Here is a 26,757-nt window from a genome sequence, read left to right as displayed (position 1 = left end):
CCCGTGGAGGACGGGAGCCGGGCCTCCGGCGTGTCGTCCCCGGGTCACTCAGTCCCCGAAGCTCGCGAAGTACGTCGCCGCCATGTCCTCGTCGCCGTGGCCCTGGGCCTCCGCCCGGGTGAAGCGGTGCCAGCCCGCCTCGGCGACGTCCAGACGTACGTCTGCCGCCTCCGCCGCCTCCACGACGAGCCGGGCGTCCTTGACGGCCGTGCTGAGACCGAAGCTCGGGGTGTAGTCGCCGTCGAGGATCGCCGACGACTTGGCGCGGAGGTAACCGGAGTCGAGCGCGCCGCCCTCCGTGGCGGCCAGGAAGTCCCGCGGGTCGACGCCGAGCCCCTTCGCCAGGGCCAGTGCCTCCGCCGTCGCGTGAGTGAGGGCCAGGGCCCAGCTGTTGCAGACGAGCTTGAGCCGGGTCGCCGCCCCGGACGCGCCGTCGTCGCCGACCCAGATGGTGCGGCCCCCGACGGCGTCCAGAACGGACGTGACGCCGTCCCGGGCGTCCTCGGGGCCCGCGGCGAGGACGACGAGCTTCCCCTGCTCGGCGGGGCCCCTGGTGCCCAGCACGGGCGAGTCGAAGAAGACCAGTCCGTGGGCCGCGGCCAGTTCGGCGAGGGGGACGAGCCCGTCGAGGCCCGCCGTCGTCGACTGGAGCCAGACCGTGCCGGGCCGCAGCCCCGGGGCCGCCTCCGCCATCGTCTCCAGGGCGGCGGCGCCGTCGTACAGGATCGTGAGGACGACGTCCGCGCCGCGTACGGCGTCCGCCGGAGTGTCCGCGATCCGCGCGCCGTCGGCCGCGAGGGGCTCCGCCTTCGCACGGGTGCGGTTCCAGACCCGGACCGCGTGTCCGGTCCGGCAGAGATTACGGGCCATCGCCGCGCCCATGATGCCCGTGCCGAGCACTGCCACTTCGAGTTGATCAGCCATGCGCCCACCGTAGAAGGCGGCGGCGCAGGGCCGGTAACCGTCCCCCGTACGGTCCGGCTCAGACGACCTGGTGCAGCCAGCGCACGGGGGCACCCTCGCCCGCGTACCGGAAGGGCTCCAGCTCGTCGTCCCACGGCTTGCCGAGCAGCTTCGCGACCTCGGCCTCCAGCTCTGTCTCACCGCTCAGCGACCGGGCGAGCGCGGCGCGCAGCCGGTCCTCGGGGACCAGGATGTCGCCGTGCATCCCGGTGACGGCGTGGAAGATGCCGAGTTCGGGGGTGGCGCTGTAGCGCTCGCCCTCGGCCGTGGGGCTGGGTTCGGCGGTCACCTCGAAGCGCAGCATCCGCCAGCCGCGCAGCGCGGAGGCGAGCTTGGACGCGGTGCCGGCCTCGCCCCGCCAGGAGAACTCGGACCGCCAGGTACCGGGCGATGCGGGCTGCCGGATCCAGTCGAGCTGGACGCGGGCGCCGAGGACGCCCGCCACCGCCCATTCGACGTGGGGGCACATCGCGCGTGGCGCGGAGTGCACGTACAGAACACCACGTGTGGTCACCGTGACCTCCAGTGTGGGGACGAGGTTCGCCTTGCCCAGCGGCCTCAGTAAACAGCATCGAGAGTGAAACCCCGCAAAACGGGCAGCATGTGACGGGATGTAACTTACCGGAGCCGTGGGGGGCGCCGTTGACTTTGGTTCGACGCCTGAAAGCTACCTTGCGCGGGGGGCACCGGGGTGCCGTACTGTCGGTCCCAGGCGCGATATACGCGAAGCTTTCACTCGCCAGGACGCCGCCGTACGCATGACGACGCCCACGCGGAGGGTTCACAGCATGCAGGAGAGCCCTCAGGGCCGTGCCGGGCGACGCCTGGGCGGCCACAGCCCCCGTCGCCGGAAACCGTACGCGAGCGCCGCCGCCTCCTGTGCCGGGCTGCTGGTCGGCGTTGTCGCGCTTTCGGGGTGCACGTCCTCGGACGGCGCCGATCCGGACTGGACGAAGGCGAAGACAAGCCAACCCCCGCCGAAGCCGGTCTGGGACCGCAGTCCGACCTCGATCGCGGCCGTCGGCGACTCCATCACCCGCGGTTTCGACGCCTGCGGCGTGCTGAGCGACTGCCCCGAGGTGTCCTGGTCGACCGGCTCGGACGACCAGGTGCGCAGCCTCGCGCTGCGGCTGCTCGGCAAGCCGGCCGTCGCGGAGAACAGCTGGAACTACGCGCGCACGGGCGCCACCGTCGGCGATCTGGCCCAGCAGATGGCGAAGGCGGCCGTGCACAGGCCGGAGCTGGTAACGGTCATGATGGGCGCCAACGACGCGTGCAAGGACGAGGCGGCGCTGATGACGCCGGTGGACGAGTTCCGCGCGTCGTTCGAGGACTCGATGCGCCGGCTGCGCGCGAAGGCGCCCAAGACGCAGGTGTACGTGGCGAGCGTGCCCGACCTCAAGCGGCTCTGGTCCGAGGGCCGGGAGAATCCGCTGGGCCGGCAGATCTGGAAGCTGGGGATCTGCTCGTCGATGCTGGGCGACTCGCAGGACATGGACGCCGCGGCGCAGAAGCGGCGGTCGACGGTGCAGGCGCGGGTCGTGGCGTACAACAAGGTGCTCAGGGACGTGTGCGCGAAGGATCTGCGGTGCCGTTACGACGGCGGGGCGGTCTTCGACTACCGGTTCACGGGTGACCAGTTGAGCGCGTGGGACTGGTTCCATCCGAGCAAGAACGGGCAGGGCAAGCTGGCGGACATCGCCTACCGCAACGTCGTCGCGGCCGACCCCCCGGCGTAGGGTCGGCGATCGTGGACGACATGACCATGACCATGACCGAGCGCGTCGGTGCGGCACCCGACGGGACACCGGTCCACCGCTGGGTTCTGGAGCGGGCCGGTGTACGGGTGAAGGTGCTCACCTACGGCGGGATCCTCCAGTCCGTCGAGGTGCCGGACAGCGAGGGTGCTCTCGCCAACGTGGTGCTCGGGTTCGATGATGTCGCGGGCTACGTCGACTGCCCTTCGCCGTACTTCGGCGCGCTCATCGGCCGGTACGCGAACCGCATCGCGGGCGGGACGTTCACGCTCGACGGGCGGACGTACCGGCTGCCGCGCAACAACGGCCCCAACTGTCTGCACGGCGGTGAGCGCGGCTTCGACAAGCGCGTGTGGGACGCGGAGCCGGCGGCGGACGGGCACGGCGTACGGCTGTCGCTGGTGAGCCCGGACGGCGAGGAGGGCTTCCCCGGCCGGCTGGAGCTCGCAGCGACGTACGCGCTGGCCGCGGACGGGGCGCTGCGGATCGACTACCGGGCGGTGACGGACGCGCCGACGGTGGTCAATCTTACGAATCACTCCTACTGGAATCTGAGCGGCGCGGGCAGTGGCGGCGCCGGTGGTCATGTGCTGCGGATCGCGGCCGGCCATATCACGCCGCTGGACGGCGACTCGGTGCCGACGGGTCCGCCCGCGCCGGTCGCCGGGACCCGTTTCGACTTCCGTGAGCCGCGCAAGGTGGGGTCGGCGTACGACCACAACTTCGTGCTGGATCAGGGGAGTTCGGGGACCTCGGTCGCGGCGGAGCTGTACGACCCCGCGTCGGGCCGGGTCTTGACGGTGACGACGACCGAACCGGGCATGCAGCTCTACACCGGTGACCACTTCGACGCGGGGCCTTTCCGGCCCGGCGAGGGCATCGCGCTGGAGACCCAGCACTTCCCCGACTCGCCGAACCGGCCCGACTTCCCCAGCACGGTGCTGCGGCCGGGCGAGGTGTTCACCTCGGCGACGACGTACGGGTTCTCGGCCGGACGGGCCGCGGGCCCGTCCGGCACCTGAGGGCGAATGTCCGTCAGCGGTGGACCCTGGCGGTCAGCCTGCGGTCGGTGAGCGAGCGGCCCGCCTGGATCTCGTACGCGCCGGGGACCGCCGTCCAGCCGTTCGCCGCCTCGTCCCATATCTCGAAGGCGCGGGCCCTGAGCGGGACCGTCACCTCGACGCTCTCGCCGGGGCCCGCCTCGGCCGAGGCGAATCCGGCCAGCCAGCGCGCCGGGCGCTCGGGCGCGTGCGGTGCGTCCGGCGCGTCGCTTGGGAGGGGCGCGAGATAGATCTGGACGGTCTCGCGGCCGGGCCGTTCGCCGGTGTTGCGCAGCCGTACGGTGGCCCGCTCGGTGGTGGCGTCCAGCGTCTCGTACTCCCAGTCGGTGTAGCCGAGGCCGTGGCCGAAGGGGTACGCGGGGGTGGCGCCGGCCCGTTCCCAGGCGCGGTAACCGATGAACACGCCCTCGGTGTAGTGCAGTTGGCCCCCCGCGTCCGGAGTGGTGTCCGTGACGGGGACATCGGCGATGGCGACCGGCCAGGTGGTGGTGAGCCGGCCGCCGGGCTCATCGGCGCCGGTGAGGACGTCGGCGAGCGCGGCGCCGCCCTCCTGGCCGGGGAACCAGCTGAGCAGTACGGCGGCCACGTCCTCGCGCCACGGCATCTCGACCGGTGAGCCGGTGTTCACCACCACGACGGTGTTGGGGTTGACTGCGGCGACGGCCGCGACGAGCGCGTTCTGGTGGCCGGGCAGCTCCAGGCTCGTACGGTCGAAGCCCTCGGACTCGACGGCGGTGGTGGTGGCGACCACGACGACGGCGGTGTCCGCCTCCCTGGCCGCCTCGACGGCCTCGGCGATCAGGTCCTCGGGGTCGCGCCGCGGGCCGAGGTGGAGCAGCGAGAAGGCGACGGCGTCCATCGGGGCTCCGGGCAGCCGGGGCACGGTCAGATGGAGCGAGACGTCGACGGTCTGGCCCTCGATGAGGGTGACTCGCGCCCGTTCCAGGCGTTCGCCGAAGAACGCGTTGAACGGGTCGGTGCTGTCGCCGAGCCCTTCCTCGCCCGCCCAGACCTTCTCCCCCTCGACGGTCAGGACGAGGGGGCCGATGCCGCGGGTGCCGAAGGTGTGGTCGCCGCTCTCGCGCGGGGTGAAGGTGCCGGTGAACTCGACGGTGTGCAGTTCGTCGTACGTCACGCCGTCGGGCAGGTCGACGCCGACCCACTGGACCATGCCGGAGGGGAGGTCGGTGGTGCCGAGCTCGCGTCCGTCGGCGGCACGGCAGACCGCTCGCAGCGTGAATCCCTTGTCGGCGACGGCGAGTTGGTCGCTGGGGTCGGCGCCGACGCGATAGCTGAGGGCGCCTTCGGGCAGGGCCGCGGTCAGGCCGTCGAGCGGCGAGACGGTGTGCGGCGGGAAGACATGGGCCGAGCCGCCGCCGAGGATCCGGGCGTCGCGGGCGGCGGCGCCGCTGAGGGCCACGGTGCGGGTCCTCTCCGGGTCCAGCGGCAGGGCGGGGTGTCCGTCACGTACCTCGTTGCGTACGAGGACGAAGGAGCGGCGCGCGACCTCGCGGGCCAGCGCGTTACCGTCGAGGGGCGCGGGCAGTGCGGACGCGGGGACGACGGCGGGCGCGTCGTCGAGGGCGCCGACGCGGGCGGCGAGCCTCAGCACGTTGCGTACGGCGTCGTCGACGAGGGACTCCTCGACCTCGCCGGCCCGGATGGCGGCGGCGAGCGCGGGGCCGTAGACGGTCTTGGGGCCCGGCATCGCGACATCGAGGCCGCCGAGGATCGCGCCGGTGGTGGAGCGGGCGGCGAGCCAGTCGGAGACGATGTAGCCGTCGAATCCCCACTCGCCGCGCAGGATTTCCTTCTGGAGATGGCGGTGCTCGGTCATCGAGTCCCCGTTGACCCTGTTGTAGGCGGCCATGATGCCCCAGGGGTGGGCGTTCTTGACGATGGCCTCGAACGGGGCGAGGTAGAGCTCGCGCAGCGGGCGCGGTGCGACGACGTTGTCGACGGTGAAGCGGTCGGTCTCGGCGTCGTTGGCGACGAAGTGCTTGACGGTCGTGCCGACGCCGCCGTCCTGGACGCCCAGGACATAGCCGGTGCCGATCTCGCCGGTGAGGTACGGGTCTTCGCTGTACGCCTCGAAGTGGCGTCCGCCCAGCGGGGACCTGTGCAGATTGACGGTCGGCGCGAGGAGGACGTGCACTCCCTTGCGGCGGGCCTCCTGGGCGAGCAACCGGCCTGCCCTGCGGGCCAGTTCGGGATCCCAGGTGGCGGCGAGCGCGGTGGGCGACGGGAGGGCGACCGACGGGTCGTCGGCGGTCCAGCGCACGCCCCGGACACCGATCGGGCCGTCGGACATGACGAGGGAGGCCAGCCCGATCTCCGGGAGCGCGGGAAGCGACCAGTTGTCCTGCCCCGCGAGCAGCCGCGCCTTGTCGTCCGGAGCCAGCTTGCCGAGCGCCGCCTCGACGGCGGCTTCGCGTGCCTGGTCGGCCGGGGTGATGGGTGCGCCGGTCACGGCGGTACCTCCTCGTCAGTGCCCTGCGTTCGTGCGGACGGGTTACATGGTGACCCGCAATTCTGTAGGCAGGTAGGCTTCGTTATCGGTTTGTTACTCGTGTACGGTCCGGAGACGACGGCCGGTGAGCGGACAGGTGCGAGAGATAAGGACCGGTGGGATGGCGAGGGCCAGAAGCACGGAGCGGCGGGCGGAGATTCTCCGCGCCACCATCGAGGTGATCGCCGAACGCGGCTACCGGGGCGCGACGTTGGGCGCGGTGGCGGAGCGCGTGGGCCTCACCCAGCAGGGGCTGCTCCACTACTTCCCCACGAAGGACGCGCTGCTCCTCGCCGTCATGGACGAGCGCGACCAGTGGGACACCGGGGGCGGCAGCCGGGGCGCGGACGGCTGGCGGCTGGAGCTGCTGACGTCGATGGTCGACTACAACGCGATGCGGCCCGGCATCGTGCAGACCTTCTCGGCGCTGCTCGGCGAGAGTGTGACGGAGGGTCATCCGGCCGGGGAGTTCTTCACCCGCCGCTATGTCCAGGTGCGGGGCAATATGGCGGGCGTGCTGCGCGACGAGTTCGGCGACCGGCTGCCGAGCGGCCTCACCCCGGAACAGACGGCGCCCTTGCTGGTGGCCGTGATGGACGGGCTCCAGTACCAGTGGCTGCTCGCGCCGGAGGAGGTGGACATGCCGGAGGCTTTCCGGGCGTTCGTGACGCTGCTGCGGGGTGGCGGGGACGGACCCGAACGGTGAGAGTAAGCAAGGGTGTTGAGGTGCCGTAGCCATCGGCGGGGTGCGGAGGTGATACTTCCGCCACCCGATGGAAGGACTCCCGTGAGACTCGTGCGCACCAACAGCAACACGGCGGGCCGGCCGCGTGTCCGGCATCCCCTGGGGGGTGTCCTGCTCGCGTCGGCCGCTCTGGTCGCCGTGGCGACTCCGTCAGGTGCCATGGCCGCCGGGCCGGCCGCCGCCGCTCCGGCGGTCACCGTCGAGGAGCGGCGTCTCGACGGGGCCGTACCGCGCCAGATACTCGACGACAGCGGCTTCGACGAGGTCGCGCCGGAGTTCGCGAAGTCCCTGCGCGGCGCCGGCTCGTACGCACAGGCCGAGCGCGCCGCCGTACGGCATGGCGAACGGCTCTGGCAGCGAGCGGTGGACCGGGCACAGGGGCGGGGCCCGGCAGGCGGTGAACTGAGCCGGGACGACGACCGGCCGCTGTACTGGGCGCGGCTGGGCATGACCCGTGAACTGCGCGCGTGGCACGCGGAGTCGGGGCTCTCGGAGGCCGCGGGTGTACGGCTCCTGGAGCGGCTGGAGAGGGCGTCGCGCGGCCAGGACTCGATGGACTTCGGCGCCGCCGACCGGGCGAAGGGTGTCAAGCGGATCGTGGTGACGGGCTTCGACCCGTTCACGCTGGACAGGGACATCCGGATCAGCAACCCGTCCGGCGCGGTCGCGCTCGCGCTGGACGGCACGGTGATCCGTACGGCCGACGGGCCCGCGCGTGTCGAGACCGCCGTGTTCCCGGTCCGCTGGGGCGACTTCGCCGACGGCATGGTCGAACGCGCCCTGCGCCGGGTGCTGCCGCGCGCCGACCTGTTCATGACGGTCAGTCAGGGGCGGGTGGGGCGTATCGACGTGGAGCGGTACAACGGCGCCTGGCGGGGCGGCTTCGGGGACAACGAGAACCTGTCCGAGACCGGGCTCGTACCGGTGAAGGACCCGGCGACGCAGCCGCAGTGGACGCGGACCACGCTTCCCTACGCGGGCATCGTGGCGGCCGGAACGGGGCGCTTCCCGGTGTACGACAACACCTCGGTGACCGAGATCCCGGCGGGCGGCACCGTCCCTGTCGTACGGCCGGACGGGCCGACGCCCGGCTCGGCGGCCCGTGCCGGTGGCGGCGGGGACTATCTGTCGAACGAGATCGCCTACCGGGCGACGCTGCTGCGCGACCGGCTCGGGCTTGAGATCCCGGGCGGCCATGTCCACACGCCGGTCCTCGAATTCGGCCCCGGCAACACCAACCCGGCCACCGGGACGGTGTCCGATCCGGTCTTCGTACAGAACAGGCTGGACATCACGGCGCAGTTGCGGACGATCGTGCGCGTGGCGGTGGAGGAGTCGTAGGACTCGGGTCGCCCAGCAGGGCCGGCTCATCAGCTCCGGTGAGCCGGTCCTTCACCACTCGCGCGGGGCGTCCGCAGGCCGTGAACCGGGCTGCGGCGGGGGCGTGTTGAGGCTCGGCGCCGCCGCCGGGGCACCGGGACCCGGCCGCCCGCCCTCGGCGTCCTCGCCCGTCAGCTCGCGGGCCATCAGCGTCGCTCCCGCCACCGCGCCCGGCATCAGGAACACCGCGACGAACGGGACCAGGAAGGCGAGCGTCAGCGGGACGCCGAAGCCCAGCGTGAGCAGCCGGCGGCCCCGCAACAGCGTGAGCCGTTGCTTCAGTTCGATGCCTCGCCGCTGCATCGCGACCGCGGTGAGCTCCTCGCAGAGGAAGAAACCGGAGACGCAGAACCCCAGTACGGGGACGACCGTCTGGCCGATGACGGGGATGAACCCGAGGGCGAAGAGCACGACCCCGTACAGCACCACCCGCGCCAGAATCCGCAGGCTGTCCCGCGCGGAGATCCACAGTTCGCGCCAGAGCGGCAGACCCGACTCGGGTACGTCACCGCCCTCCGACCGGTCCACGGCCTCGGAGAGCGATTCGTAGAAGGGCTGCCCGACCAGCAGTGTCACGGCCGTGAAGGTGATCACGGCGAGGAACAGCGCGAGCGCGATGAACAGCACGGTGAGGAAACCGCGGAACAGCCCCTGCCACGGCGATGACCAGTCGTCGGCGAAGGGCGTCGCCCATGTCGTCAGATCGTCGGCGCCGTAGAACAGGCCCCCAAGCGCCGCCGCGTACAGCACGAGGGTCACCAGGCCGGGCAGCAGCCCGAAGCCGAGCCATCTGCCGTGCGAGCCGACCCAGCGCTGGCCCTTCACCAAGTACCCGAAGCCCACACCGAGATCACGCATAAGGCCACCCTATCGGCCTTGTTCCGGGGCTGTTTCGCGGTGGTTCCCGTTCGATTCCATGAGGCGCCCGGGACCAACGAGGCTGCGAGTACCTCTTGTTGTTGACACGTTCAACCGGTATGACCTGCCTATTGAATCGAACGATCGCCGCCGCACGACCCGGAGGTACATCCGCATGGGGATGCCCAGACCCGTCCTGCTCGCCACCGCCACCGCCACCGCGGCACTGATGCTCTCGCCCCTTCCCGCGACCGCCGCCCCCGGCGCGGGCGGCGACCCGTCGTCGCACCCGGTGCGGGACGGCGGCGCCACGGACAGCCGCGTGGCATCGTCCGCGCTGCCGTCGGCGGGTGCCGCCGCGCTCTCGTCGGTGGGCACGACCTCCCCCGGGCTGCGCAAGGAGGGCGGCTACCCGCGCCGTACCGTCCTCGACACGGTGCCCGAGAACCCGGCCGACAAGGCCATCAAGCTGGGTCTGGCGCCGTACCACTCGCTCGCCCCGCGCCTCAACTCCCTCCAGGAGATGGGCAATCGGGTGAGCGTCGAGGTCGCCGGCCGGTCGGCCGCCGGGCACGACCTGTACCTCGTCACGGTTACGGCACCGGAGAGCGCGAAGGAGGCGGCCGAGCAGGAGCGGATGCGCGAGCGCATCGAGAGCTCCCCCGCGTCGGCCGCCAAGGACCGCCGTATCAAGGAGAGTTACAAGACCCCCGTCTTCATCAACAACAACATCCACGGCAATGAGTGGGAGGGCACGGACGCGGCCCTGAAGCTCATCGAGGAGCTGGCGAAGGCCAAGGACGGCGACACGAGGAAGCTGCTCGCCACCAGCCGGATCCATCTCAACGTCACGGCCAACCCCGACGGCCGGATAGCCGGGACCCGCGCCAACGGCAACGGCTTGGACCTCAACCGTGACTTCATCACCGCCTCGCAGCCCGAGGCGCGCGCGATCCGGCAGATAGCCGTCGACAAGCAGCCCGCGGTCATGCTCGACCTGCACGGGTACGTCAACGGCACGCTCATCGAGCCGACGACACCGCCGCACGGCGAGAACTACGAGTACGACCTGTTCCTCAAGAACTCCTACGCCAACGCCCTCGGTATGGAGAAAGCGGTCAACGACCTCGGCTACACGGCCGGGAAGGACGGCGTCCAGCCGCCCGTCATCCCCTTCCGGGACCAGGAGGAGGGCTGGGACGACTGGCCGCCGATCTTCACGCCGCAGTACATGGCGTTCCAGGGCGCGGTCGCCTCGCACACCGTCGAGATCCCGATGCGGGTCAACAACAACGACTACAACAACCTCCCCGTCGATGAGCTGCGCCGCAGGTCCGGGATCAACACCGCTGTCGCGGGCGCCGCGATGCGCTCGACGCTCGACTTCACGCGGGAGAACCGCGCGACGCTGATCGCCGACCAGATCGAGACGTTCCGGCGCGGCGTCGCGGGCGAGAAGCAGCGGGTCATCTCCGAGGAGACGGTGCCCGGTGTGCCCGGCATCGGTCCTGAGGACATCTACACGACCGACTTCCCGCGCGCGTACGTGATCCCGGCGGGCGGCGGCCAGCGGTCGGCACCGGCCGCCGCTCGGCTCGTCGACCACCTCGTCGCCAACGACGTGAGAGTCGAACAGGCCCGTAAGAGCTTCAAGTTGGCGGGCCGCACCTACCCGGCCGGCTCCTACGTGGTCGACATGAAGCAGGCCAAACGCGGTATCGCCAACGTCATCCTGAGCGAGGGCCGCGACATCAGCGCCGACGTGTCGTCGATGTACGACATCTCGGGCTGGAGCCTCGGGCTGCTGTGGGGCGCGAGCGTCACCAAGGTCCAGCGCGGCCGACTGGACTTCGCCGGACGGGCCGTGACCGCGGCGTCCCCGGTCGGCTCGGTGGCCCGCGGCGGCGACCTGAAGCTGCGGCTGGACGACCCGAAGGAGTTCGCCGCCGTCAACTCCCTGCTCGCGCAGGGTGTGAAGGTGCGCAGAACGGCGGACGGCGCGGCGATCGTGCCGTCGTCGGCCCGCCGGAAGGCGGAGATCCTGGCCGACCGGTACGGCGTCGTCTTCACGGCCACGAAGGACAAGGGCGTCGCGGCGCTGCGCCGTACGACGGTCGCGGCGGCCGTGAACTCGGGCGAGCTGTTCGCGCTGCGCGAGATGGGCTTCGAGGTGCTGCCCGTATCGACGGCGACGGCGAACGCGGGCTTCGACTGGTCGAAGGCCGACGCGCTGTACGTGTCGACGGGGCTGAGCCACGCGGGGCTGAACGACAGCGCCCGCGCGGCGCTGGCCGAGTTCCTCGCCGGAGGCGCGCCCGTGGTGGCGCTCGGCTCCGGCGGCGCGGCGTTCAACGCGGAGGCCGCGCTGCTGACGGCCACACCGGTACGGGGCAACGGGAGCGCCAACGGCGTGGTGCGGGTGGTCAACACGCCGGGACCGGTCACCGGCGGCACCCAGCCCCACTCGTTCGTCTACTCGCCGATCTGGTTCACCGGGCTCGGCAAGGGCGTGCGTACGGAACAGTCGTACGGCGGCGGCAACCCGCTCGTCTCGGGCCACTGGCGCGCGGACGAGTCGGGCGCCGGCGGTCCGCAGGCCGCGGCGGGACAGGCGGCGATCGTGAGCGGTACATCGGCGGCGGGTACACCGGTCACGCTCTTCGGCACCGAGCCGCTCTTCCGTGACCACCCGAAGGGCGCGTTCGCCCAGGTGGGCAGGGCGCTGCTGAACCGCCTTCCGTAGGAGGCGCGTTCGGGCCGCGTACGTACGGCGTCGCCCGCACGCGAAGGGCCGCACCCCTCTCCCGGGGTGCGGCCCTTCGTCACGGATGGGGCGGTCGTGCCGTCGGTCAGACGACGGACAGCTCGACCTCGATGTTGCCGCGCGTGGCGTTGGAGTACGGGCACACCTGGTGCGCCTTCTCCAGGAGGTCCCGCGCGGTGGCGGCGTCCACGTTGGGGATGGAGGCGGTCAGTTCGACCGCGAGTCCGAAGCCGCCGCCGTCGGTCTTGCCGATGCTGACCTTGGCGGTCACGGTCGAGCCGGAGATGTCGGCCTTCTCCCGGCGGGCGACGACGCCGAGCGCGCCCTGGAAGCACGCGCTGTAGCCGGCGGCGAAGAGCTGCTCCGGGTTCGTACCGGCGCCGCTGCCGCCCATCTCCTTGGGCGGGTTGACGACGACGTCGAGCTTCCCGTCGTCTGTGGAGACGCGGCCGTCACGGCCGTTCTCCGCGGTGGCGACGGCGGTGTAGAGAGGGGCTATCTGCTGGATGGTCATTGGGGGTTCCTTCTTCTCTGTGCGCCGCGGCTCGCGCCCACGGACCACGACGGCCTGCTGAGAGCCTAGCGGGTAAGGGTCAGTTGAGTGTGACGATCATCTTTCCGGTGTTCTCGCCGCGCAGGAGCCCGAGGAAGGCGTCGAAGCCGTTCTCGATGCCCTCGACGGTCGTTTCGCGGTACTTGAGCTCGCCGGACGCCAGCCAGCCGGAGACTTCCTCGACGAACCGCGGCATGAGCGCGCGGTGATCGTTGACGAGCATGCCCTGGAGGCGCAGCCGCTTGCCGATGACCAGGGCGAGGTTGCGCGGCGCGGGGGTCGCCTCGGTGCTGTTGTACTGCGAGATCATTCCGCAGATGGTGGCGCGGCCGTGCACGTTGAACGAGGAGAGCGCCGCTTCGAGGTGCTCTCCCCCGACATTCTCGAAGTAGACGTCGATGCCGTCGGGCGCGGCTTGCTTGAGCTGCTCTCTGATGGAGCCGTTCTTGTAGTTGAAGGCGGCGTCGAAGCCGTACTCCTCCGTAAGAAGCTTGACCTTGTCGTCGGATCCCGCCGAGCCTATGACGCGCGACGCGCCCTTGATCCGGGCCAGCTGGCCCACCTGGCTGCCGACGGCGCCCGCGGCGCCGGAGACGAACACGGCGTCGCCCTCCTTGAAGGAGGCGGTCTCGAAGAGCCCCGCGTAGGCCGTGAGGCCCGTCATGCCGAGGACACCGAGGAAGGCGCTCAGCGGCGCGAGCGACCCGTCGACCTTGGTGGCGTACGTGGCCGGCACGCGCGCGTACTCCCGCCAGCCGAGCCGGTGCACCACATGGTCGCCGACCGCGAGGCCCTCGGCGCGGGAGGCGATGACCTCGCCGACGGCCGCACCGTCCATGGGGTGGTCGAGCTCGTACGGCGGGGTGTACGACTTCACGTCGTTCATCCGCCCTCGCATGTAGGGATCGACCGAGAAGTGCTTGTTGCGGACGAGGACGCCGCCCTCGTCCGGCTCCGTCACCGGGGCCTCACGCAGGGCGAAGTCCGTGGACTTCGGCCAGCCGTGCGGGCGGGCGACGAGATGCCATTCGCGGCCGGACGCGGGAAGAGCGGTCATGGATGCGGTGCCTCCTCGATTAAAGCTTCACTTCCTGAAACAATCATGCTCGTCAATATTTCATGTTGTCAAGCAAACGGGTACGATGGTGACTATGGCCACTGAGCACACAGACCCCTTGACCCTCGAAGTCGTCGAACTCATCGGCACGGTGGTGGCCCGGTACTACGACGAGTACGAGCACGCCGCCGCCGAGCACTCGCTCACGGGCGCGCAGGCGCGCGTGCTGGGGCTGCTCTCCCTCCGGCCCATGCCAATGCGCCGGATCGCGCAGAAGCTGAAGTGCGAGCCGTCGAACGTCACGGGAATCGTGGACCGGCTGGAGACGCGCGGCCTCGTGGAGCGGCGCCCCGACCCCTCGGACCGGCGGGTGAAGCTGGCCGCGCCCACCGAGAAGGGGCGGCGGACGGCGCGGGAGCTGCGGGACGGCCTCAACTTCGCGCGCGAGCCGCTGGCGGACCTTTCGGTGGAGGAGCGGACAGTGCTGCGCGATCTGCTGCGGCGGATGCTGGGCGACGACGCGTCGGACGCGTGGGCTCCACGGGACGCGTGAGAGACGTCGGACGCGTCAGACGCAGATGATCCACAGGACGCAGTCGTCTTCTTCTTCCTCCGGCGGCGTCGTGCTGGTGGAAGGCTGTGGCGTGGACGGCTTACCCGGCTTTCCCGGGGTGCTCGAACCGCCCGTGGGGCTGGTGGAGCCCGTGGGCTTGCCCGGGTCGTCCGGCGTGTCGCTCGGATCGGGCGAATCCGTCGCCGACGGGGACTCCCCGTCCGAAGGACCGGTACCGGTGCCCGATCCCGACGGGTCCGGCGAACCGTTTCCGCCACCGGGGCGCGCGGAGCCGGCGGACCCGGAGGGTGTGCCCTCCACCGGGCCCGGGTCCTTGGGTTTCGGCGGGCCGGACGGCGGCGGGCCGCCGTCGACCTCGATGGCCCTGTCCTCCTGTACGGAGGTGGCGTCACCGTCGTCGCCGGACGATTCCAGCGCCAGCTCGGCCAGACTCAGCGCGCCGACCGCGAGGACCAGGCTCATGACGACGACCAGCACGGTGCGGCCTCTGCGCCGGTGGACACCGGCGCCACGCTCCGCGCGTAGCTGCCGGCGCTCACGCCGGGACATCTTGCGCTTGCGGGAGCCGCGCTGACGACGGGCGCCGACGACGGGCTCGTCGCTGTGGTCGGGCGCGGCAAGGACCACCTCGGCCTCGTGCGGGGCGGGATCGTGGAGCCGTAGCTCCTCGGCGGGCGTACCGCACCCGGCGCACGCCAGGGCGCCGTTGAGGTGCCGCCGGCAGTGATGGCAGTAGTCCATGGCGCCCTGAAGATAATCCTACGGAACCTCACTCGGGCACCTCTCTTGTAAAGATCTTGTGCGGAGTTGGCCGTTCCGTGATTTTGCCGCCCGACCTGCCCCGAAGGGGCACGATGTCGCTATGAATGCCACGACATCAGCCGGAGCGGACGGGCGTTCCCGGCCGTTCGGGCCGCGCGACTTCCAGCTCGTACTGCTGCGCAGGATGGCCGACCACCAGCCCGGACTGGTCGAGGACGCACGGCGTGAACTGGGCGCGTCGCTCGCCGAGATGAGGGAGGCCAACCGCCGCTGGCAGGCGATGGTCCGCTCCCCGCGCGCCCGCGGCACGCTGTCGCGCTACCGCTCGGTGCTGGGCGCGCCGGAGGCGACGTTTCCCCGGCAGATCGGTGATCTGGCGTGCGAGGTGCTGCTGTGGCCCGTACCGCTCTGGCCCACTCTCCGCTTCGAGGTGACGGCGGCGCCGGGCGGAGGTGTGTGGAACGAGTGGCTGGTGAGGGCGCCGGGCGAGCCGGGGCCCGAGCCGCGTACGGCGGAGGATCTGCGCCCCTGGTCCTGCACGGTCGACGAGGTCGCCCGCGCGTTCGCGCCGGCCAGACCGCTGGAGGGGACGGCGCCGACGCGCTGGGGGCTCGCGTTCGACGTACCCGGAACGGGGCCGTGCGTGGCGGAGTTCACGTGGGGCCTGCTCCAGCGCTGGTCGCCGGCGCCGTAGATACGGTCACTGAGGCCCGCGTTTCCTGGTGGGGTGTCAGGGCCCGGTGTCACCGGTGCGGCGGCCCCTCCCGTACGCCCGACCGGCGCAACCCAGCGCGCGCACCGCACCTCCCGCGGCCACGATGCGAAGAGGGCCGGCCGCCTGCCGGTGATCCACCTCAGCGCTCCCGGGAGAAGAACCTGCCGTGACCGTCAGCCTTGAGCAGTTGCGCCGTTGCCATGTCGCCGTCGACCTCGGGGCCGCCAGGACCCGGGTCTTCGTGAAGGGATCCGGGCTCGTCGTGGACGAGCCGAGTGTCGCCGCAGTGAACACCCGGACCGGGGCGCTCATCGCCGTCGGCGCCCTGGCCGAACAGATGACGGGCCGTACGCCGGACTACATCCGGGTCACCCGCCCCGTGAGCGGCGGCACCGTCGTGGACATCGAGATGGCCCAGCGGATGCTCCGCAACCTTCTCGGCGAGAAGCTCCGCCGCCAGCTTCGCCGCAAGCCCCGGCTGCGGGCTGCGGCGTGCACCCCGCACGACAGCGACCCGCTCGCCCAGCGCGCGGCGATCGAGACGCTGGTCGGTCTCGGCGCCCGCCGGGTCGAGCTGGTCGACACGCTCATCGCCGCCGCAGTCGGCTGCGGGCTGCCCGTGGAGAAGCCGACCGCCACCATGATCATGGTGTGCGGGGCCGCGACGACACAGGTCGCGGTGTTGTCGCTCGGTTCGATTGTGACGGCCCAGCGGGTCCCGGTCGGCGGCAACGCCATCGACCACGCGGTCATCCAGCACCTGCGCCACCAGCACGAGTTGATGCTCCCGAGCCAGTCCGTCCGCCCGCTCCAGCTGGCGCTGCGCGGCAACGGCATCACGCCGGACGGGCCGACCTCGACCGAGATCCACGGCCGTGACGTGGCGACGGGGCTCGCCCGGTCGGTCTTCGTGGACACCGCCGCCGTACGGCAGGCCATCCACACACCGCTGACCGCCGTGCTCGACGGCATCGGCAAGGTGCTGCGCGACTGCCCGCCGGACCTGGTCGCCGACCTCGCCGACACGGGGATCATGATGGTCGGCGGCAGCGCGCTGCTGCCGGGGCTCGACCAGATGGTGCGCGACGCGACGGGCATGCCGGTGCACATCGCCGAGCGCCCGGACGTCTGCGCGATCCTCGGTCTCGGCGCGATGCTGGACGGCAAGATCCAGCCGCTGGTCCTCGACCCGCTGGCCCACGCCGAGTGACGTGACGACGGGCGACGAACGACCGGAGGGAGAGGACCGCGACGGGCGGGAGCCATCGCGGCGGGTCGCACCCCGGCTGCCCATGCTGCTGGACGCCGTTCTCGACGTCGGGAGCGAGGGGGAACTCGCCTCCACCCTCCAGCATGTCGTCGACAGCGCCGCCGATCTCACCGGCGCACGTTACGGGGCGCTCGCCCTCGCCGGCCCCGCGCACGGCCGGGGGCCCGAGCGCGGACGGAGCCGGATCGCCGAGCTGTTCTCCTACGGGCTCAGCGAGGACGAGCGCCGTCGCATCACCCGGCTCCCCACCGGCCACACCGGACTGCTCGGCCACCCCGGCAGCCCCCTGAGCCTCGGCGTCCCCGTCCGGGTGCACAACGACGTACTCGGTCATCTCTGTCTGGCCCGCAAGGAGCACGGTCCCTTCACCGAGGAGGACCTCGCCCTGCTGCGGGTGCTCGCCTCGCAGGCCGGGATCGCGATCGGCAACGCGCGCCTGTACGGGTCCGCCCGCCAGCGTGCCCGGTGGATCGAGGGCGCCGCCGCCGTCACGACCGCGCTGCTCGGCGGCGAGTCCGCCGCGGAGGCGCTGACGACGCTCGCGAAGTCCGCGCGGATCCTGGCGGGAGCCGCCGCCGGTGTGGTGCTCCAGCCCACCGGCGAGGGCGGCATGGAGATCGTCGCCGCCTCCGCGCAGGACGACCCAGGCGACATCGTCGGGACGAGCATCGCGCCCGGCGCGCCCGTACTGGCCCAACTCCTCGGCGGCGAACCGGTCTACATCGACGACTCGGCGACCGACCCCCGGATGACCACGCACGTACGGAGCCGCTTCGGCCCCAGCATGATGCTGCCCCTCCAGAGCGGCGGCCGGCTGATCGGCACCCTCGCTCTCCCGCGCAGGCGCGGCGGACGCCCGTACACCCCGGTGGAGCGGCTGCTGGCCACCCAGTTCGCCTCCCAGGCCGCGCTCGCGCTGGTGCTCGCCGACGCGCAGCACAACCGCGAGCGGCTGGCGGTCTACGAGGACCGCGACCGGATCGCCCGCGACCTCCACGACCTGGTCGTACAGCGGCTGTTCGCCACCATGATGATGCTGGAGTCGACCCGCCGGCGCACCGACGACGCGGAGCTGTCCGGCCTGCTCGGCCACGCCGTGGACGAACTGGACTCCACGATCCAGGAGGTGCGGACCACGATCTTCGCCCTTCAGCAGCCGCCCGCCGACGCTCCGACGGGCCTGCGTGGCAAGGTGCTGCGGGAGACGGCGGGCGCGGCAGTCCTGCTGGGTTTCCAGCCGTCCGTGCACTTCGACGGGGCTGTCGACACCCTTGTGGGAGATCCGCTGCACGCGGGGCTGCTGGCCACGCTGCGCGGCGCGCTGGCCGCCGCGCACCGGCGGCCGGGGGTGACATCGATCGAGGTGACCGTCGACGCGGCGGCGCGGCTGCCGGACGGCCGGGCCGGGGTGCGTCTGGTGGTGGCGGACGACGGGCGGCGCGAGGACGGCGGCGAGGGCGGTACGACGGTCACCTGGGAGGCCGAGCGGTAGCCCCGTATCCGCGCACGCCTTCACACCCACAACAGAGGGCCCGGTACGGTGGGTTCGCCGTACCGGGCCCGCTGCCTCACCGCCCGGACCGGGGTTGACCCTCACCCGGCACGGGCCGCTCTTACCGCAGCCTGGCCGCTCGCGCGGCCTCGAACTGGTTCACCCAGTACTGCGTCCGGTCGAGATACGCCGTCTCGGCAGCCGCCCCGGTCTTACCGTAGGCGCCCGAGAAGGTCTGGTAGCCGTGCCCGGCCGGCGGGTTGCCCGACGCGGGTTCGATCGAGCTTCCCTCGTGCCATTCGTTGAAGGAGGTGACGGAGACCCAGGTGGGCGATCCGCCGATGGCCGGGTCCAGCGCGTTGTTCCACTGCCTGTCGTACGCGGCGCCGTTGTCCCTGCCCAGGGTGGGCGTGGTGTTGCCGGGTACGGCGCGGTCGTCGATGTAGCCGGGGGCCACCGACGGCGCCCAGACCAGGTCGTTGGCCCGCGCGTAGTCCCCGGCGTTCTTCCAGCCGGGAGCGGTGGCCCCGGCGATGCCGTCATAGGTGTAGAGGCCGTTGAAGTGCGCGATCTTCGACGTGTCGGTGGTCTGGGCCAGGACGATGTTGTTGTCCGTCACCTGGTCCAGTGCCGACCAGTCGGGCACGTCGAGGCTCTGGAAGACGTAGAACGCGTTGCTGTTGTCGCGCTCCGCGTCCCGGAAGTACGCCGGGTGGTCGCCGTACCGCTCGTTGATGTAGTTGATGTCGTCCACCGTGGACGCACCGGTACGGCCGCCGTACGGCTCCAGATGCCAGGCGACCTTGATGCCGTGGCGCTGGGCCGCGTCCATCACACCGTCGACGAGACCGTCCTCGTAACTGCCCTGGCCCCACCAGCTGTAGACCAGGACGTTCGCGCCGGACTGCTTGATCCACTTCATGTGCTGTTCGACGGAGCCGGTGAAGTCACCGGAGTCGTAGGCGCCGAGCTTGGGGTAGAGGTCGGCGCCGATGTCATCGGGCGGGTTCTGGCCGCCCTGCTGCCAGTGCCGCCAACTGCCGTTGACCTCGGGGTTGCCGTACCAGGGGTAGTAGAAGAGGTGCACGTTCGACGAGGTCGCGGCCTTGGGGTCATCGGCCGCGCCCGACAGGCTGAAGCTGTCGATGTCGAAGAGCGCGCCCGCTCCCCCGGTGAAGCGCAGGAACAGCGCGCCCGTCCCGGTGGCGGTCAGCGTCGTGGACACCTCGGTGAAGGTGTCCCAGCTGCCGGTCGGGGCGATGTCGACCGACCCGAGCAGGGTGCCGGTGGCCGAGCCCGACCGGATCTCGACGGTGCCGCCCGCGCCCGCCGACGAGACGTCGGCGGTGAAGGTGGTGGCACCGGCGGTGTCGACCTGGGAGTACCCGGCCCAGTCACCGTTCTCGATATGACCGAGGGTCTGACCGCCACTGGCCGAACCGTGGTTGGCGCGCTCCACGCCCGAGCCCGAGGTGTACGCCTCGCCCTCGACGAGCGTGGGCTCCGGGCCCGGGTCGCCGGGGTCCCCCGGGTCCTCGCCGCCGGACGAGCAGTCGGCTTCGACCGCGCCGGCCGCGTACTGGATGCCGCCGAGCAGTACCTGCCGGAAGGCGGGATCGGCGTACGACTCCTGGGTGTGGCCGAGCCCGGTGTAGAACGAGCGGCCCGCGGCCTGTTCGTCGCACCAGGTGATCGGGTGGTCGCCGCCCATCTCCCCACCGCTGTACGTGGATTCGTCCAAGCTCTGGAGCACATGGACGGACTCACGCGGATTGGTGCGGTAGTTGTACCACTCGTCGGTTCTGGACCAGGTCGGGTCCAGGTGCGAGGTCGCCGGGTGGGTCCGGTCCTCGTTCTTGAGGGTGGCCTGCTGGATGGCCGGGTGGCTCTTGAACCAGGCGCCGACCAGGCCCTCGTACTCCGGCCAGCCGTACTCGGTGTCGGCCGCGGCGTGGACACCGACATAGCCGCCGCCCCCGTCGACGTACGACTTCAGCGCGGTCTGCTGAGCGTCGTCGAGCACATCGCCGGTGGTGCTGAGGAAGACCACCGCCTCGTAGTTCGCGAGGTTGGCCGTGGTGAAGGCACCGCTGTCCTCGGTCGCCGTGACGGTGAACTCGTTGGCCGCACCGAGGTCTTGGATCGTCCTGATACCAACCGGGATCGAATCGTGCCTGAAACCGGCCGTCTTGGAGAAGACGAGCACCTCGTACGGGTCGGCAGCGGCCTGCGCCGAGGCGCCGGTGGGCGCGAGGAACGCGGCCCCGAGCGCGACGGCCAGCACGCACGACAAGTGCCGCATGCGCCGGGCGATCTGACGTCTCATCGCTCGGCTCCCCTGTCCGCCTCGGCCGCCGCACCGGTGGAGAAGGTGAAGGCGTCCAGGTCGAAGAGATTGCCCTGACCCGTCGCGCCCTTGAAGACGAGGAACAACTCCGTCGTCCCGGCAGGGGCGTTGGCGATGTCGCCCGTGACGTCCACGAAGTTCTCCCAGCCGCCGGTCGGCGCGACGGTCACCGAGCCGAGCAGCGTGCCGGTCGCGGAGCCCGCCCGTACTTCGAGCGTGCCGCCGACGCCGCCGGACGCGACGCGCGCCGAGATGCTGGTCGCGTTGTCCACCGCGTACGGCTTGAAGGAGACCCAGTCGCCGTTGTCCGTGAAGCCGACCGTGGCACCGCCCTCGGCGTTGCCGTGGGCCGCGACCTCGATGCCGGACTGGGCGCCGAAGTGCTCGCCCTGCCGGTGGCGGGGCTGGAGGATGCTGTCGCTGTGCGTGGTCAGGCCGCCCTCGTCGGTGTACTCGGCGTCGAAGACCCCGTAGATGTTGGCCGCTGTGTCGTGCTCACCGTCGACGGGAACGTCGATGGTGCCGGAGCAGCCGTTCTTCGAGGTGATCTGGTGCCGGTGCTCGTCGTGGCCGAGCAGATACGTGACCTTGACCTTGGCGCAGTCGACCGCGCCGTCCTCGGGGTCACTGGCCGTGACGGTGAACGGGACGCTGTCGCCCCAGGAGAACAGCTCGCCGTCGGCGGGCGTGTTCAGGGTGACGGTGGGCGCGCTGTTTCCGGCCGTCACGACGAGGCTGGCGGATCCGGTCAGGCCCTCCGGGTCGGTGACGGTGAGGGTCGGCCGGTAGGTGCCGGCGTCGGTGTAGGTGTGGCTCGGGTTGGCGTCGGTGGACTTCGTACCGTCACCGAAGTCCCAGGCGTAGCTGAGCGCTCCGCCCTCGGGGTCGGCGCTTCCCGCGGAGGAGAAGGCGACTTGGAGCGGGGTCGGGCCGGACGTCTTGTCGGCGGCGGCCTTGGCGACCGGGTTGCGGTTGCTGCCCGCGAGGTACTCGATGCGCCACAGGGCCTGGTTGTTGGAGCCGGTGCCGTAGTCGAGCACGTACAGCGCGCCGTCGGGGCCGAACGCCTGGTCCATGACCTGGGTGCCGGTCCACGGGAAGGCCTCGATGACGCCGGGGGCGCCGTCGGCCTTGACCTCGATGGCCTTGATCCACTTGCGGCCGTACTCACCGGCGAAGAAGCGGCCGTCGAGCGACTCGGGGAACTTCACGTCGGAGTCGAGGCCCGCGTCGTAGTTGTAGACGGGACCGCCCATGGGCGACTCGGAGCCGCTGCCGAACTCGGGCGGGGAGCCCGCGTCACCGGAGTAGCGGATCCACGCGGCCTTGGCCGGGGGGAGCTTGCTCTGGCCGGTGTTGTGCAGGGAGTTGTTGGTGGCGCCGCCCGCGCAGTCGTACTTGCCCGCGGAGGGGCCGTCCGGGAACGCCCACTCGCCGTAGGTCTCGGTGGCGGTGTTGGTGCCGGTGCAGTACGGCCAGCCGAAGTTGCCCGCCTCGGTGATGCGGTTGAACTCGACCTGGCCGCTGGGCCCGCGGTCGGCGCTCGTGGAGCCGGAGTCGGGGCCGTAGTCGCCGAGGTAGACGATGCCGGTGGCCTTGTCGACGGACATCCGGAACGGGTTGCGGAAGCCCATCGCGTAGATCTCGGGGCGCGTCTGCGCCGTGCCCGGGGCGAAGAGGTTGCCGGCCGGGACGGTGTAGCCGCCGTCGGCCGTGGGCTTGATACGGAGCACCTTGCCGCGCAGGTCGTTGGTGTTGCCCGAGGAGCGCTGGGCGTCGAACTGCGGGTTGCGGTTGGCGCGTTCGTCGATCGGCGAGTAGCCGGCGGACTCGAACGGGTTCGTGTCGTCGCCCGTGGTCAGATAGAGGTTGCCCTGCGCGTCGAAGTCGATGTCACCGCCGACGTGGCAGCACTGGCCACGGTCGTTGGGGACTTCGAGCACGACCTTCTCGCTCGCGGTGTCGAGGGTGCCGTCGGCCTTGAGCGTGAAGCGGGAGAGGTTCAGATGCCCCTTCCACGGCTCGAAGTCGGCCGCGCTGCCCGTCACCGGGGCGTCCCCGCCCGGGGTGCTGAGCTTGGGCGAGTAGTACAGATACAGATACCGGTTGGTCTGGAAGTCCGGGTCGGCCGCGACTCCCTGGAGACCTTCCTCGTCGTGCGTGTAGACGTCGAGCTTGCCCGCCGTCTTGGTGTTGCCCGCGGCGTCGGTGAGACGGAGCGTGCCGTCCCGCGAGGTGTGCACGACCGAGCGGTCGGGCAGCACGGCCAGCGACATGGCCTCGCCCAACTCCGAACCACCGAGGGCGAGTTGCACCTGCTGGTAGTCCGCAGCCGGGATGTCGGCGGCCTCGTGGCCCGGGTGACCGGGGTGGGCGACGGCCGCGGGGGCGGCGGTGAGGCCGGCCGACAGCACGAGGGCGAGCGCCGTGAAAATTCTGGACCACGCTGGTGGGCGTCGTGACATGAAATTTCCTTCCTGACCAGAGGTGGGGTGTGTCAGGCAAGGCGCGCGCCGTCGCGCTTTGCTGCTGGGCGGATGGTGCGGTGCGGGGGGGGTTCGGGGGGATGCGGTGCGGAGTGCCGTGCGTCGGCCGGGAGGCCATGTCGGTAGTCCGAGCGAGTTGCATGCTGGCAACGCCGAATTAATTTGTCAAGGTCGTGTCAAAATCGACTTCGGCCATCCCACCGGGGGCCCGCGTGCGCGCGCGAGACCGAACTCGCCCCGCGTAGACCGGCTTTGGCCTGCCGCGTTCCGCCGACGACCTCGCGGCGCGCACCACCGCCAACTACGCATCTTTCGGACAGTGTTGTGTGACTGAACAAATTCGCGGAGGTTACGCGAAACGCCGGATTAACTCGCCGGGCCAGGCGCGGTCCGCAGGTGGCGGCTGGGTGCGGTCCGCAGGTGGCGGCTGAGGGCCGCCCGGTCGGCTCGCCTCAGCTCAGCAGCGCGCGCAGCGAGACCACCGTGCGCGCGATGAACGCGTCGCGGGTCGTCTCGTCCAGAAGCTCCAGCGACAGGAACGGGTTGAGGTCCTCCAGCTCCACGAGCAGCAGCTCCCCGTCGGGCGCCCGGCACGCGTCGACGCGCTGGATGCCGTGGTCGAGGGTGTTCCAGTCGATGAACTTCCGCGCGAAGTCGAGATCGACGGTCCTGGCCTCGTACGGCACGAGCTCCCACCGCCGGTCCGGGTCGGGTGCGTGGAGCGCGTACTGGAAGTCGTGGTCGACGAAGTAGAAGGAGACCTCGTACGAGAAGGGGATACGCGGCTGTACGAGGACATCCCCGAGACCGCCGCCGGGGCCACCGGGCTCTCCGAGGCCACCGAGTTCCGCGAGCCGGGCTCGCGGTACGAACCGCATGCCGATGGAGTCCGCCCCGTCCTTCGGCTTGACGACGTACTCGTCCGCGTCCGGCAGCTTGCCCAGGTCATCGGCCCGGTCCACGGTGGGTATGACGGGCAGCCCGGCGGCGCTCAGCTCCACCAGATACCCCTTGCCCGCCATGTCACCCCGCCCGGTCAGCGGGTTGTAGACGCGCACGCCCTCGGCCAGTGCCCGGCCGCGGAAGTCGTCGTACTGCTTCCGGTAGTGGATCACGGGCCCGCTGTTGCGTACGACGACCCCGTCGAACTCACCCATGAGGCGCGCGGCGTCGGCCGGATGGCACGTGGCGACGCTGAAGTCCCGCCGCAGCCGGGAGGAGAGCAGGATGTCCTCGTCGCAGTAGCGGCGGCCCCTGGCCTCGTAGGCGAGGTCGGTGACATAGAGGACACGGGGAGGTACGGCGGCGGACATCGTGCTCCTGAGAGTGACGTGGGTGCCCGCAGATTACGCCGCGCCCCGGGGCGGCCGACGGGCCGGTGCCGGGAGGACACGGCACGGCTCCGCACGGTGCGGAAGCGGTGTCAGAGAGCTACGACCGTCGCCTCCGTGGCCTTCACACTCGTCCAGACCGGCACCCCGTCGGCCAGGCCGAGTTCGACGGCGGCCCCCGGGGTGATCTCGGCCACCAGATCCGGGGCGTCATCGGAGGTGATCAGCACGCGCAGCCGGCTGCCGCTGGAGGTGATCTCGCGTACGGTGCCGGGCCAGACGTTACGGGGGCTGCCGCTCGGCCGGTCCCGGTGCACGGACACGGCCTCGGGCGCGATGATCGCCAGCGCGCGCGTCCCAGGGGGCAGCGGATCCGCGACGACCAGGAGGCCGCCGCCGGTGGGCGCGAACCCGTCGGCGGTCGCGGTGCCGGGCCAGGCGTTGCGGCCGAGCATCCGGGCGACCCACGGTGAGCGGGGGTGGCGGGCGACGTCGGCGGGCGGTGCGTCCTGGACGACACGGCCCTCGTCCAGGACGAGCACCCGGTCGGCCAATGACACAGCCTCCACCGGGTCGTGAGTGACCATCAGACAGACTCCGCCGAAGCCTTCGAGGTGGCTGCGCAGGGTGTGCCGTACCCGCGCGCGGGTCGTCTGGTCGAGCGCGGCCAGCGGTTCGTCGAGCAGCAGCAGGCGCGGGCTGGTCGCCAACGCCCTTGCCAGGGCGACCCGTTGGGCCTGCCCGCCGGAGACCTGGGCGGGCCTGCGGTGCGCGAGATGGCCCACGCCGAGACGGTCGAGCCACAGTTGGGCGGTCCGGCGGGCCTCGGCTCGGGTGGCGCCGCGGGCGCGGAGCCCGTATGCCGTGTTGCTCAGAGCGCTCAAGTGCGGGAAGAGCGCGCCGTCCTGGGGCACCCAGGCGACGCCCCTGCGGTGCGGCGGGAGCGCGGTGACGTCGAGCGCGCCGAGACGCAGCTCGGCATGGGCGCGGGGGGTCAGACCGAGGAGGGCGCGCAGGAGGGTGGTCTTGCCGGCGCCGTTGGGGCCGACGACGGCGATGGTGGTGCCGGGCTCGGCGTCGAGTGTGAGGCGGGTGAAACCGGTGACGTCGGCGTGCAGTGCCCACCGTTCGTCGACGGTCAGCCGCTCGCCGCCACCCTTCACCAGGCCGACGGCCACGGCCTCAGCGCCCGCGCCCGCCTCCGGCTCCGGCTCCGGCTCCGGCTCCGATGCCGTGTCGTCGTCAGCCGAAGTGGCCTGCTTCCGGGACCTGTTGGCGGTGTCGTTGGTGTCCTGCGGCGTGCCTGTCCACCGCCCGCGCAGGGCGATCAGTACGGCCATGGCGATGACGAGCAGCAACAGGGAGACGGATGTCGCCGCCTCCGGCGAACTCTGGAGCAGCAGATACACCTGGAGCGGCAGCGTCTGCGTGGTGCCCGGCAGATTCCCCGCGAAGGTGATGGTCGCGCCGAACTCGCCGAGCGCCCGCGCCCACGTCAGCGCGGCCCCGGCGAGCAGCCCCGGGGCGACCATCGGCAGGGTGACGGTGGCGAACACCCGTACCGGCGAGGCTCCGAGGGAGGCCGCGGTCTCCTCGTAACTGGGGCGCAGTCCGCCCAGCGCGCCTTCCAGGCTGATGACGAGGAACGGCATCGCGACGAATGTCGCGGCCAGGACCGCGCCGGAGGTGTGGAACGGCAGGGTGATGCCGAACGTGTCCTCCAGCCAGGGGCCCAGCAGCCCGCGCCGCCCGAACGCGAGGAGCAGCGCCACGCCGCCGACGGTGGGCGGCAGCACCATCGGCAGCAGGACCAGGGACCGCACCAGCGCCTTGCCGGGGAAGTCCACGCGCGCCAGGAACCAGGCGAGCGGCACCCCGAGGACCAGGGAGAGTACGAGTGCCCAGCCGGAGACGAGGAGGGAGAGCTCCAGCGCCTCCACGACTCCGGGGCTGGTCAGATGCGTACCGACGTCGCCCCACGAGGTCCGGGCGAGGATCCCGAGGAGCGGCAGCAGCAGGAAGGCGACCGCGAGCAGCGCGGGGAGTGCGAGCGCGACGGGCGTACGCGGCTGGGTGCGGGTGCGCGTGCGCGTGCGGCGGCCCGGGACCCGGCGGGGCATGCTGAGGCGGCTC

20 protein-coding genes are annotated in these 26,757 nt (G+C 71.5%); 9 read left to right on the top strand and 11 right to left on the bottom strand.

Annotated features, from left to right (window positions below):
• Positions 1–48 precede the first annotated feature (48 nt).
• Both ACFWV8_RS06025 and ACFWV8_RS06020 read right to left on the bottom strand, forming a co-directional pair.
• A complete protein-coding gene (locus ACFWV8_RS06025; protein ID WP_384198371.1) occupies positions 49–924 on the bottom strand; it encodes an NAD(P)-dependent oxidoreductase in 876 nt (291 codons plus the stop codon).
• 58 nt (positions 925–982) lie between these two features.
• The gene (locus tag ACFWV8_RS06020; RefSeq protein ID WP_384198370.1) at positions 983–1,477 is read right to left on the bottom strand and encodes a DUF3145 domain-containing protein; all 495 of its coding nucleotides are present in this window, start codon (positions 1,475–1,477) and stop codon (positions 983–985) included.
• A gap of 274 nt (positions 1,478–1,751) precedes the next feature.
• On the opposite strand from ACFWV8_RS06020, the gene ACFWV8_RS06015 reads away from it, so the two are divergent.
• Entirely contained in the window at positions 1,752–2,702 is a 951-nt protein-coding gene (locus ACFWV8_RS06015; protein ID WP_384198368.1) for an SGNH/GDSL hydrolase family protein, read from the top strand.
• A 32-nt stretch (positions 2,703–2,734) separates the two neighbouring features.
• Entirely contained in the window at positions 2,735–3,742 is a 1,008-nt protein-coding gene (locus tag ACFWV8_RS06010; RefSeq protein ID WP_384198393.1) for an aldose epimerase family protein, read from the top strand.
• Positions 3,743–3,755: 13 nt separating this feature from the next.
• On the opposite strand, the gene ACFWV8_RS06005 is transcribed toward ACFWV8_RS06010, so the two are convergent.
• Entirely contained in the window at positions 3,756–6,251 is a 2,496-nt protein-coding gene (locus ACFWV8_RS06005) for a beta-glucosidase (RefSeq protein WP_384198366.1), read from the bottom strand.
• 160 nt (positions 6,252–6,411) lie between these two features.
• Between ACFWV8_RS06005 and ACFWV8_RS06000 the strand changes: the two genes are divergently transcribed.
• Both ACFWV8_RS06000 and ACFWV8_RS05995 read left to right on the top strand, forming a co-directional pair.
• Entirely contained in the window at positions 6,412–6,996 is a 585-nt protein-coding gene (locus ACFWV8_RS06000) for a TetR/AcrR family transcriptional regulator (protein WP_384198364.1), read from the top strand.
• Between the two features lie 168 nt (positions 6,997–7,164).
• A complete protein-coding gene (locus ACFWV8_RS05995) occupies positions 7,165–8,376 on the top strand; it encodes a pyroglutamyl peptidase (RefSeq protein ID WP_384198391.1) in 1,212 nt (403 codons plus the stop codon).
• A gap of 51 nt (positions 8,377–8,427) precedes the next feature.
• Here the strand turns inward: ACFWV8_RS05995 and ACFWV8_RS05990 are convergent, their stop codons facing one another.
• Entirely contained in the window at positions 8,428–9,273 is an 846-nt protein-coding gene (locus ACFWV8_RS05990; RefSeq protein ID WP_384198362.1) for an EI24 domain-containing protein, read from the bottom strand.
• A gap of 175 nt (positions 9,274–9,448) precedes the next feature.
• On the opposite strand from ACFWV8_RS05990, the gene ACFWV8_RS05985 reads away from it, so the two are divergent.
• The gene (locus tag ACFWV8_RS05985; protein WP_384198360.1) at positions 9,449–12,016 is read left to right on the top strand and encodes a M14 family zinc carboxypeptidase; all 2,568 of its coding nucleotides are present in this window, start codon (positions 9,449–9,451) and stop codon (positions 12,014–12,016) included.
• 106 nt (positions 12,017–12,122) lie between these two features.
• Here the strand turns inward: ACFWV8_RS05985 and ACFWV8_RS05980 are convergent, their stop codons facing one another.
• Together ACFWV8_RS05980 and ACFWV8_RS05975 are read right to left on the bottom strand one after the other, a co-directional pair.
• Positions 12,123–12,551: an organic hydroperoxide resistance protein gene (locus tag ACFWV8_RS05980; protein WP_329388189.1), complete on the bottom strand. Its 429-nt coding sequence runs from the start codon at positions 12,549–12,551 to the stop codon at positions 12,123–12,125.
• 79 nt (positions 12,552–12,630) lie between these two features.
• On the bottom strand, positions 12,631–13,647 hold the full coding sequence (locus tag ACFWV8_RS05975; protein ID WP_384198358.1) for an NADP-dependent oxidoreductase: 1,017 nt from the start codon (positions 13,645–13,647) through the stop codon (positions 12,631–12,633).
• A 94-nt stretch (positions 13,648–13,741) separates the two neighbouring features.
• Here ACFWV8_RS05975 and ACFWV8_RS05970 point away from each other — a divergent pair, with 94 nt between their 5' ends.
• Positions 13,742–14,200, top strand: coding sequence for a MarR family winged helix-turn-helix transcriptional regulator (locus ACFWV8_RS05970; protein ID WP_384198357.1), 459 nt, complete (start codon positions 13,742–13,744; stop codon positions 14,198–14,200).
• A 15-nt stretch (positions 14,201–14,215) separates the two neighbouring features.
• On the opposite strand, the gene ACFWV8_RS05965 is transcribed toward ACFWV8_RS05970, so the two are convergent.
• Positions 14,216–14,962, bottom strand: coding sequence for a hypothetical protein (locus ACFWV8_RS05965; RefSeq protein WP_384198356.1), 747 nt, complete (start codon positions 14,960–14,962; stop codon positions 14,216–14,218).
• A 121-nt stretch (positions 14,963–15,083) separates the two neighbouring features.
• On the opposite strand from ACFWV8_RS05965, the gene ACFWV8_RS05960 reads away from it, so the two are divergent.
• From ACFWV8_RS05960 to ACFWV8_RS05950, 3 genes are all read left to right on the top strand, one after another.
• The gene (locus ACFWV8_RS05960) at positions 15,084–15,677 is read left to right on the top strand and encodes a hypothetical protein (RefSeq protein WP_384198354.1); all 594 of its coding nucleotides are present in this window, start codon (positions 15,084–15,086) and stop codon (positions 15,675–15,677) included.
• A 187-nt stretch (positions 15,678–15,864) separates the two neighbouring features.
• A complete protein-coding gene (locus ACFWV8_RS05955; RefSeq protein ID WP_384198352.1) occupies positions 15,865–16,908 on the top strand; it encodes a rod shape-determining protein in 1,044 nt (347 codons plus the stop codon).
• 82 nt (positions 16,909–16,990) lie between these two features.
• Entirely contained in the window at positions 16,991–18,460 is a 1,470-nt protein-coding gene (locus ACFWV8_RS05950; RefSeq protein WP_384198389.1) for a GAF domain-containing protein, read from the top strand.
• A gap of 121 nt (positions 18,461–18,581) precedes the next feature.
• Here the strand turns inward: ACFWV8_RS05950 and ACFWV8_RS05945 are convergent, their stop codons facing one another.
• The 4 genes from ACFWV8_RS05945 to ACFWV8_RS05930 all read right to left on the bottom strand — a co-directional run bounded on the left by ACFWV8_RS05945 (position 18,582) and on the right by ACFWV8_RS05930 (position 26,744).
• A complete protein-coding gene (locus ACFWV8_RS05945) occupies positions 18,582–20,786 on the bottom strand; it encodes a ThuA domain-containing protein (protein ID WP_384198351.1) in 2,205 nt (734 codons plus the stop codon).
• Positions 20,783–23,272 carry a PQQ-dependent sugar dehydrogenase gene (locus ACFWV8_RS05940; RefSeq protein WP_384198349.1) on the bottom strand — a complete coding sequence of 830 codons (2,490 nt, stop codon included), beginning with the start codon at positions 23,270–23,272 and terminating at the stop codon, positions 20,783–20,785. Before ACFWV8_RS05940 ends, ACFWV8_RS05945 begins: the two co-directional genes overlap by 4 nt.
• A gap of 473 nt (positions 23,273–23,745) precedes the next feature.
• Complete coding sequence (locus ACFWV8_RS05935; RefSeq protein ID WP_384198347.1) at positions 23,746–24,606, bottom strand: hypothetical protein; 861 nt, start codon at positions 24,604–24,606, stop codon at positions 23,746–23,748.
• A 110-nt stretch (positions 24,607–24,716) separates the two neighbouring features.
• On the bottom strand, positions 24,717–26,744 hold the full coding sequence (locus ACFWV8_RS05930) for an ABC transporter permease (protein ID WP_384198387.1): 2,028 nt from the start codon (positions 26,742–26,744) through the stop codon (positions 24,717–24,719).
• Positions 26,745–26,757 lie beyond the last annotated feature (13 nt).

The organism is Streptomyces sp. NPDC058665 (genome assembly GCF_042714995.1).
In the GTDB taxonomy this organism is placed as follows: domain Bacteria; phylum Actinomycetota; class Actinomycetes; order Streptomycetales; family Streptomycetaceae; genus Streptomyces.
The sequence above is the reverse complement of the archived record's forward strand: the minus strand, read 5'-3'. Positions and strand labels throughout refer to the sequence as shown.

Excerpts from the sequence above, each read along its gene's own strand:
- ACFWV8_RS06025 (WP_384198371.1), bottom strand. The coding sequence starts at position 924 with ATGGCTGATCAACTCGAAGTGGCAGTGCTCGGCACGGGCATCATGGGC.
- ACFWV8_RS06015 (WP_384198368.1), top strand. The coding sequence starts at position 1,752 with ATGCAGGAGAGCCCTCAGGGCCGTGCCGGGCGACGCCTGGGCGGCCAC.
- ACFWV8_RS06010 (WP_384198393.1), top strand. The coding sequence starts at position 2,735 with ATGACCGAGCGCGTCGGTGCGGCACCCGACGGGACACCGGTCCACCGC.
- ACFWV8_RS06000 (WP_384198364.1), top strand. The coding sequence starts at position 6,412 with ATGGCGAGGGCCAGAAGCACGGAGCGGCGGGCGGAGATTCTCCGCGCC.
- ACFWV8_RS05990 (WP_384198362.1), bottom strand. The coding sequence starts at position 9,273 with ATGCGTGATCTCGGTGTGGGCTTCGGGTACTTGGTGAAGGGCCAGCGC.
- ACFWV8_RS05985 (WP_384198360.1), top strand. The coding sequence starts at position 9,449 with ATGGGGATGCCCAGACCCGTCCTGCTCGCCACCGCCACCGCCACCGCG.
- ACFWV8_RS05980 (WP_329388189.1), bottom strand. The coding sequence starts at position 12,551 with ATGACCATCCAGCAGATAGCCCCTCTCTACACCGCCGTCGCCACCGCG.
- ACFWV8_RS05975 (WP_384198358.1), bottom strand. The coding sequence starts at position 13,647 with ATGACCGCTCTTCCCGCGTCCGGCCGCGAATGGCATCTCGTCGCCCGC.
- ACFWV8_RS05970 (WP_384198357.1), top strand. The coding sequence starts at position 13,742 with ATGGCCACTGAGCACACAGACCCCTTGACCCTCGAAGTCGTCGAACTC.
- ACFWV8_RS05965 (WP_384198356.1), bottom strand. The coding sequence starts at position 14,962 with ATGGACTACTGCCATCACTGCCGGCGGCACCTCAACGGCGCCCTGGCG.
- ACFWV8_RS05960 (WP_384198354.1), top strand. The coding sequence starts at position 15,084 with ATGAATGCCACGACATCAGCCGGAGCGGACGGGCGTTCCCGGCCGTTC.
- ACFWV8_RS05950 (WP_384198389.1), top strand. The coding sequence starts at position 16,991 with ATGCTGCTGGACGCCGTTCTCGACGTCGGGAGCGAGGGGGAACTCGCC.
- ACFWV8_RS05945 (WP_384198351.1), bottom strand. The coding sequence starts at position 20,786 with ATGAGACGTCAGATCGCCCGGCGCATGCGGCACTTGTCGTGCGTGCTG.
- ACFWV8_RS05940 (WP_384198349.1), bottom strand. The coding sequence starts at position 23,272 with ATGTCACGACGCCCACCAGCGTGGTCCAGAATTTTCACGGCGCTCGCC.
- ACFWV8_RS05935 (WP_384198347.1), bottom strand. The coding sequence starts at position 24,606 with ATGTCCGCCGCCGTACCTCCCCGTGTCCTCTATGTCACCGACCTCGCC.
- ACFWV8_RS05930 (WP_384198387.1), bottom strand. The coding sequence starts at position 26,744 with ATGCCCCGCCGGGTCCCGGGCCGCCGCACGCGCACGCGCACCCGCACC.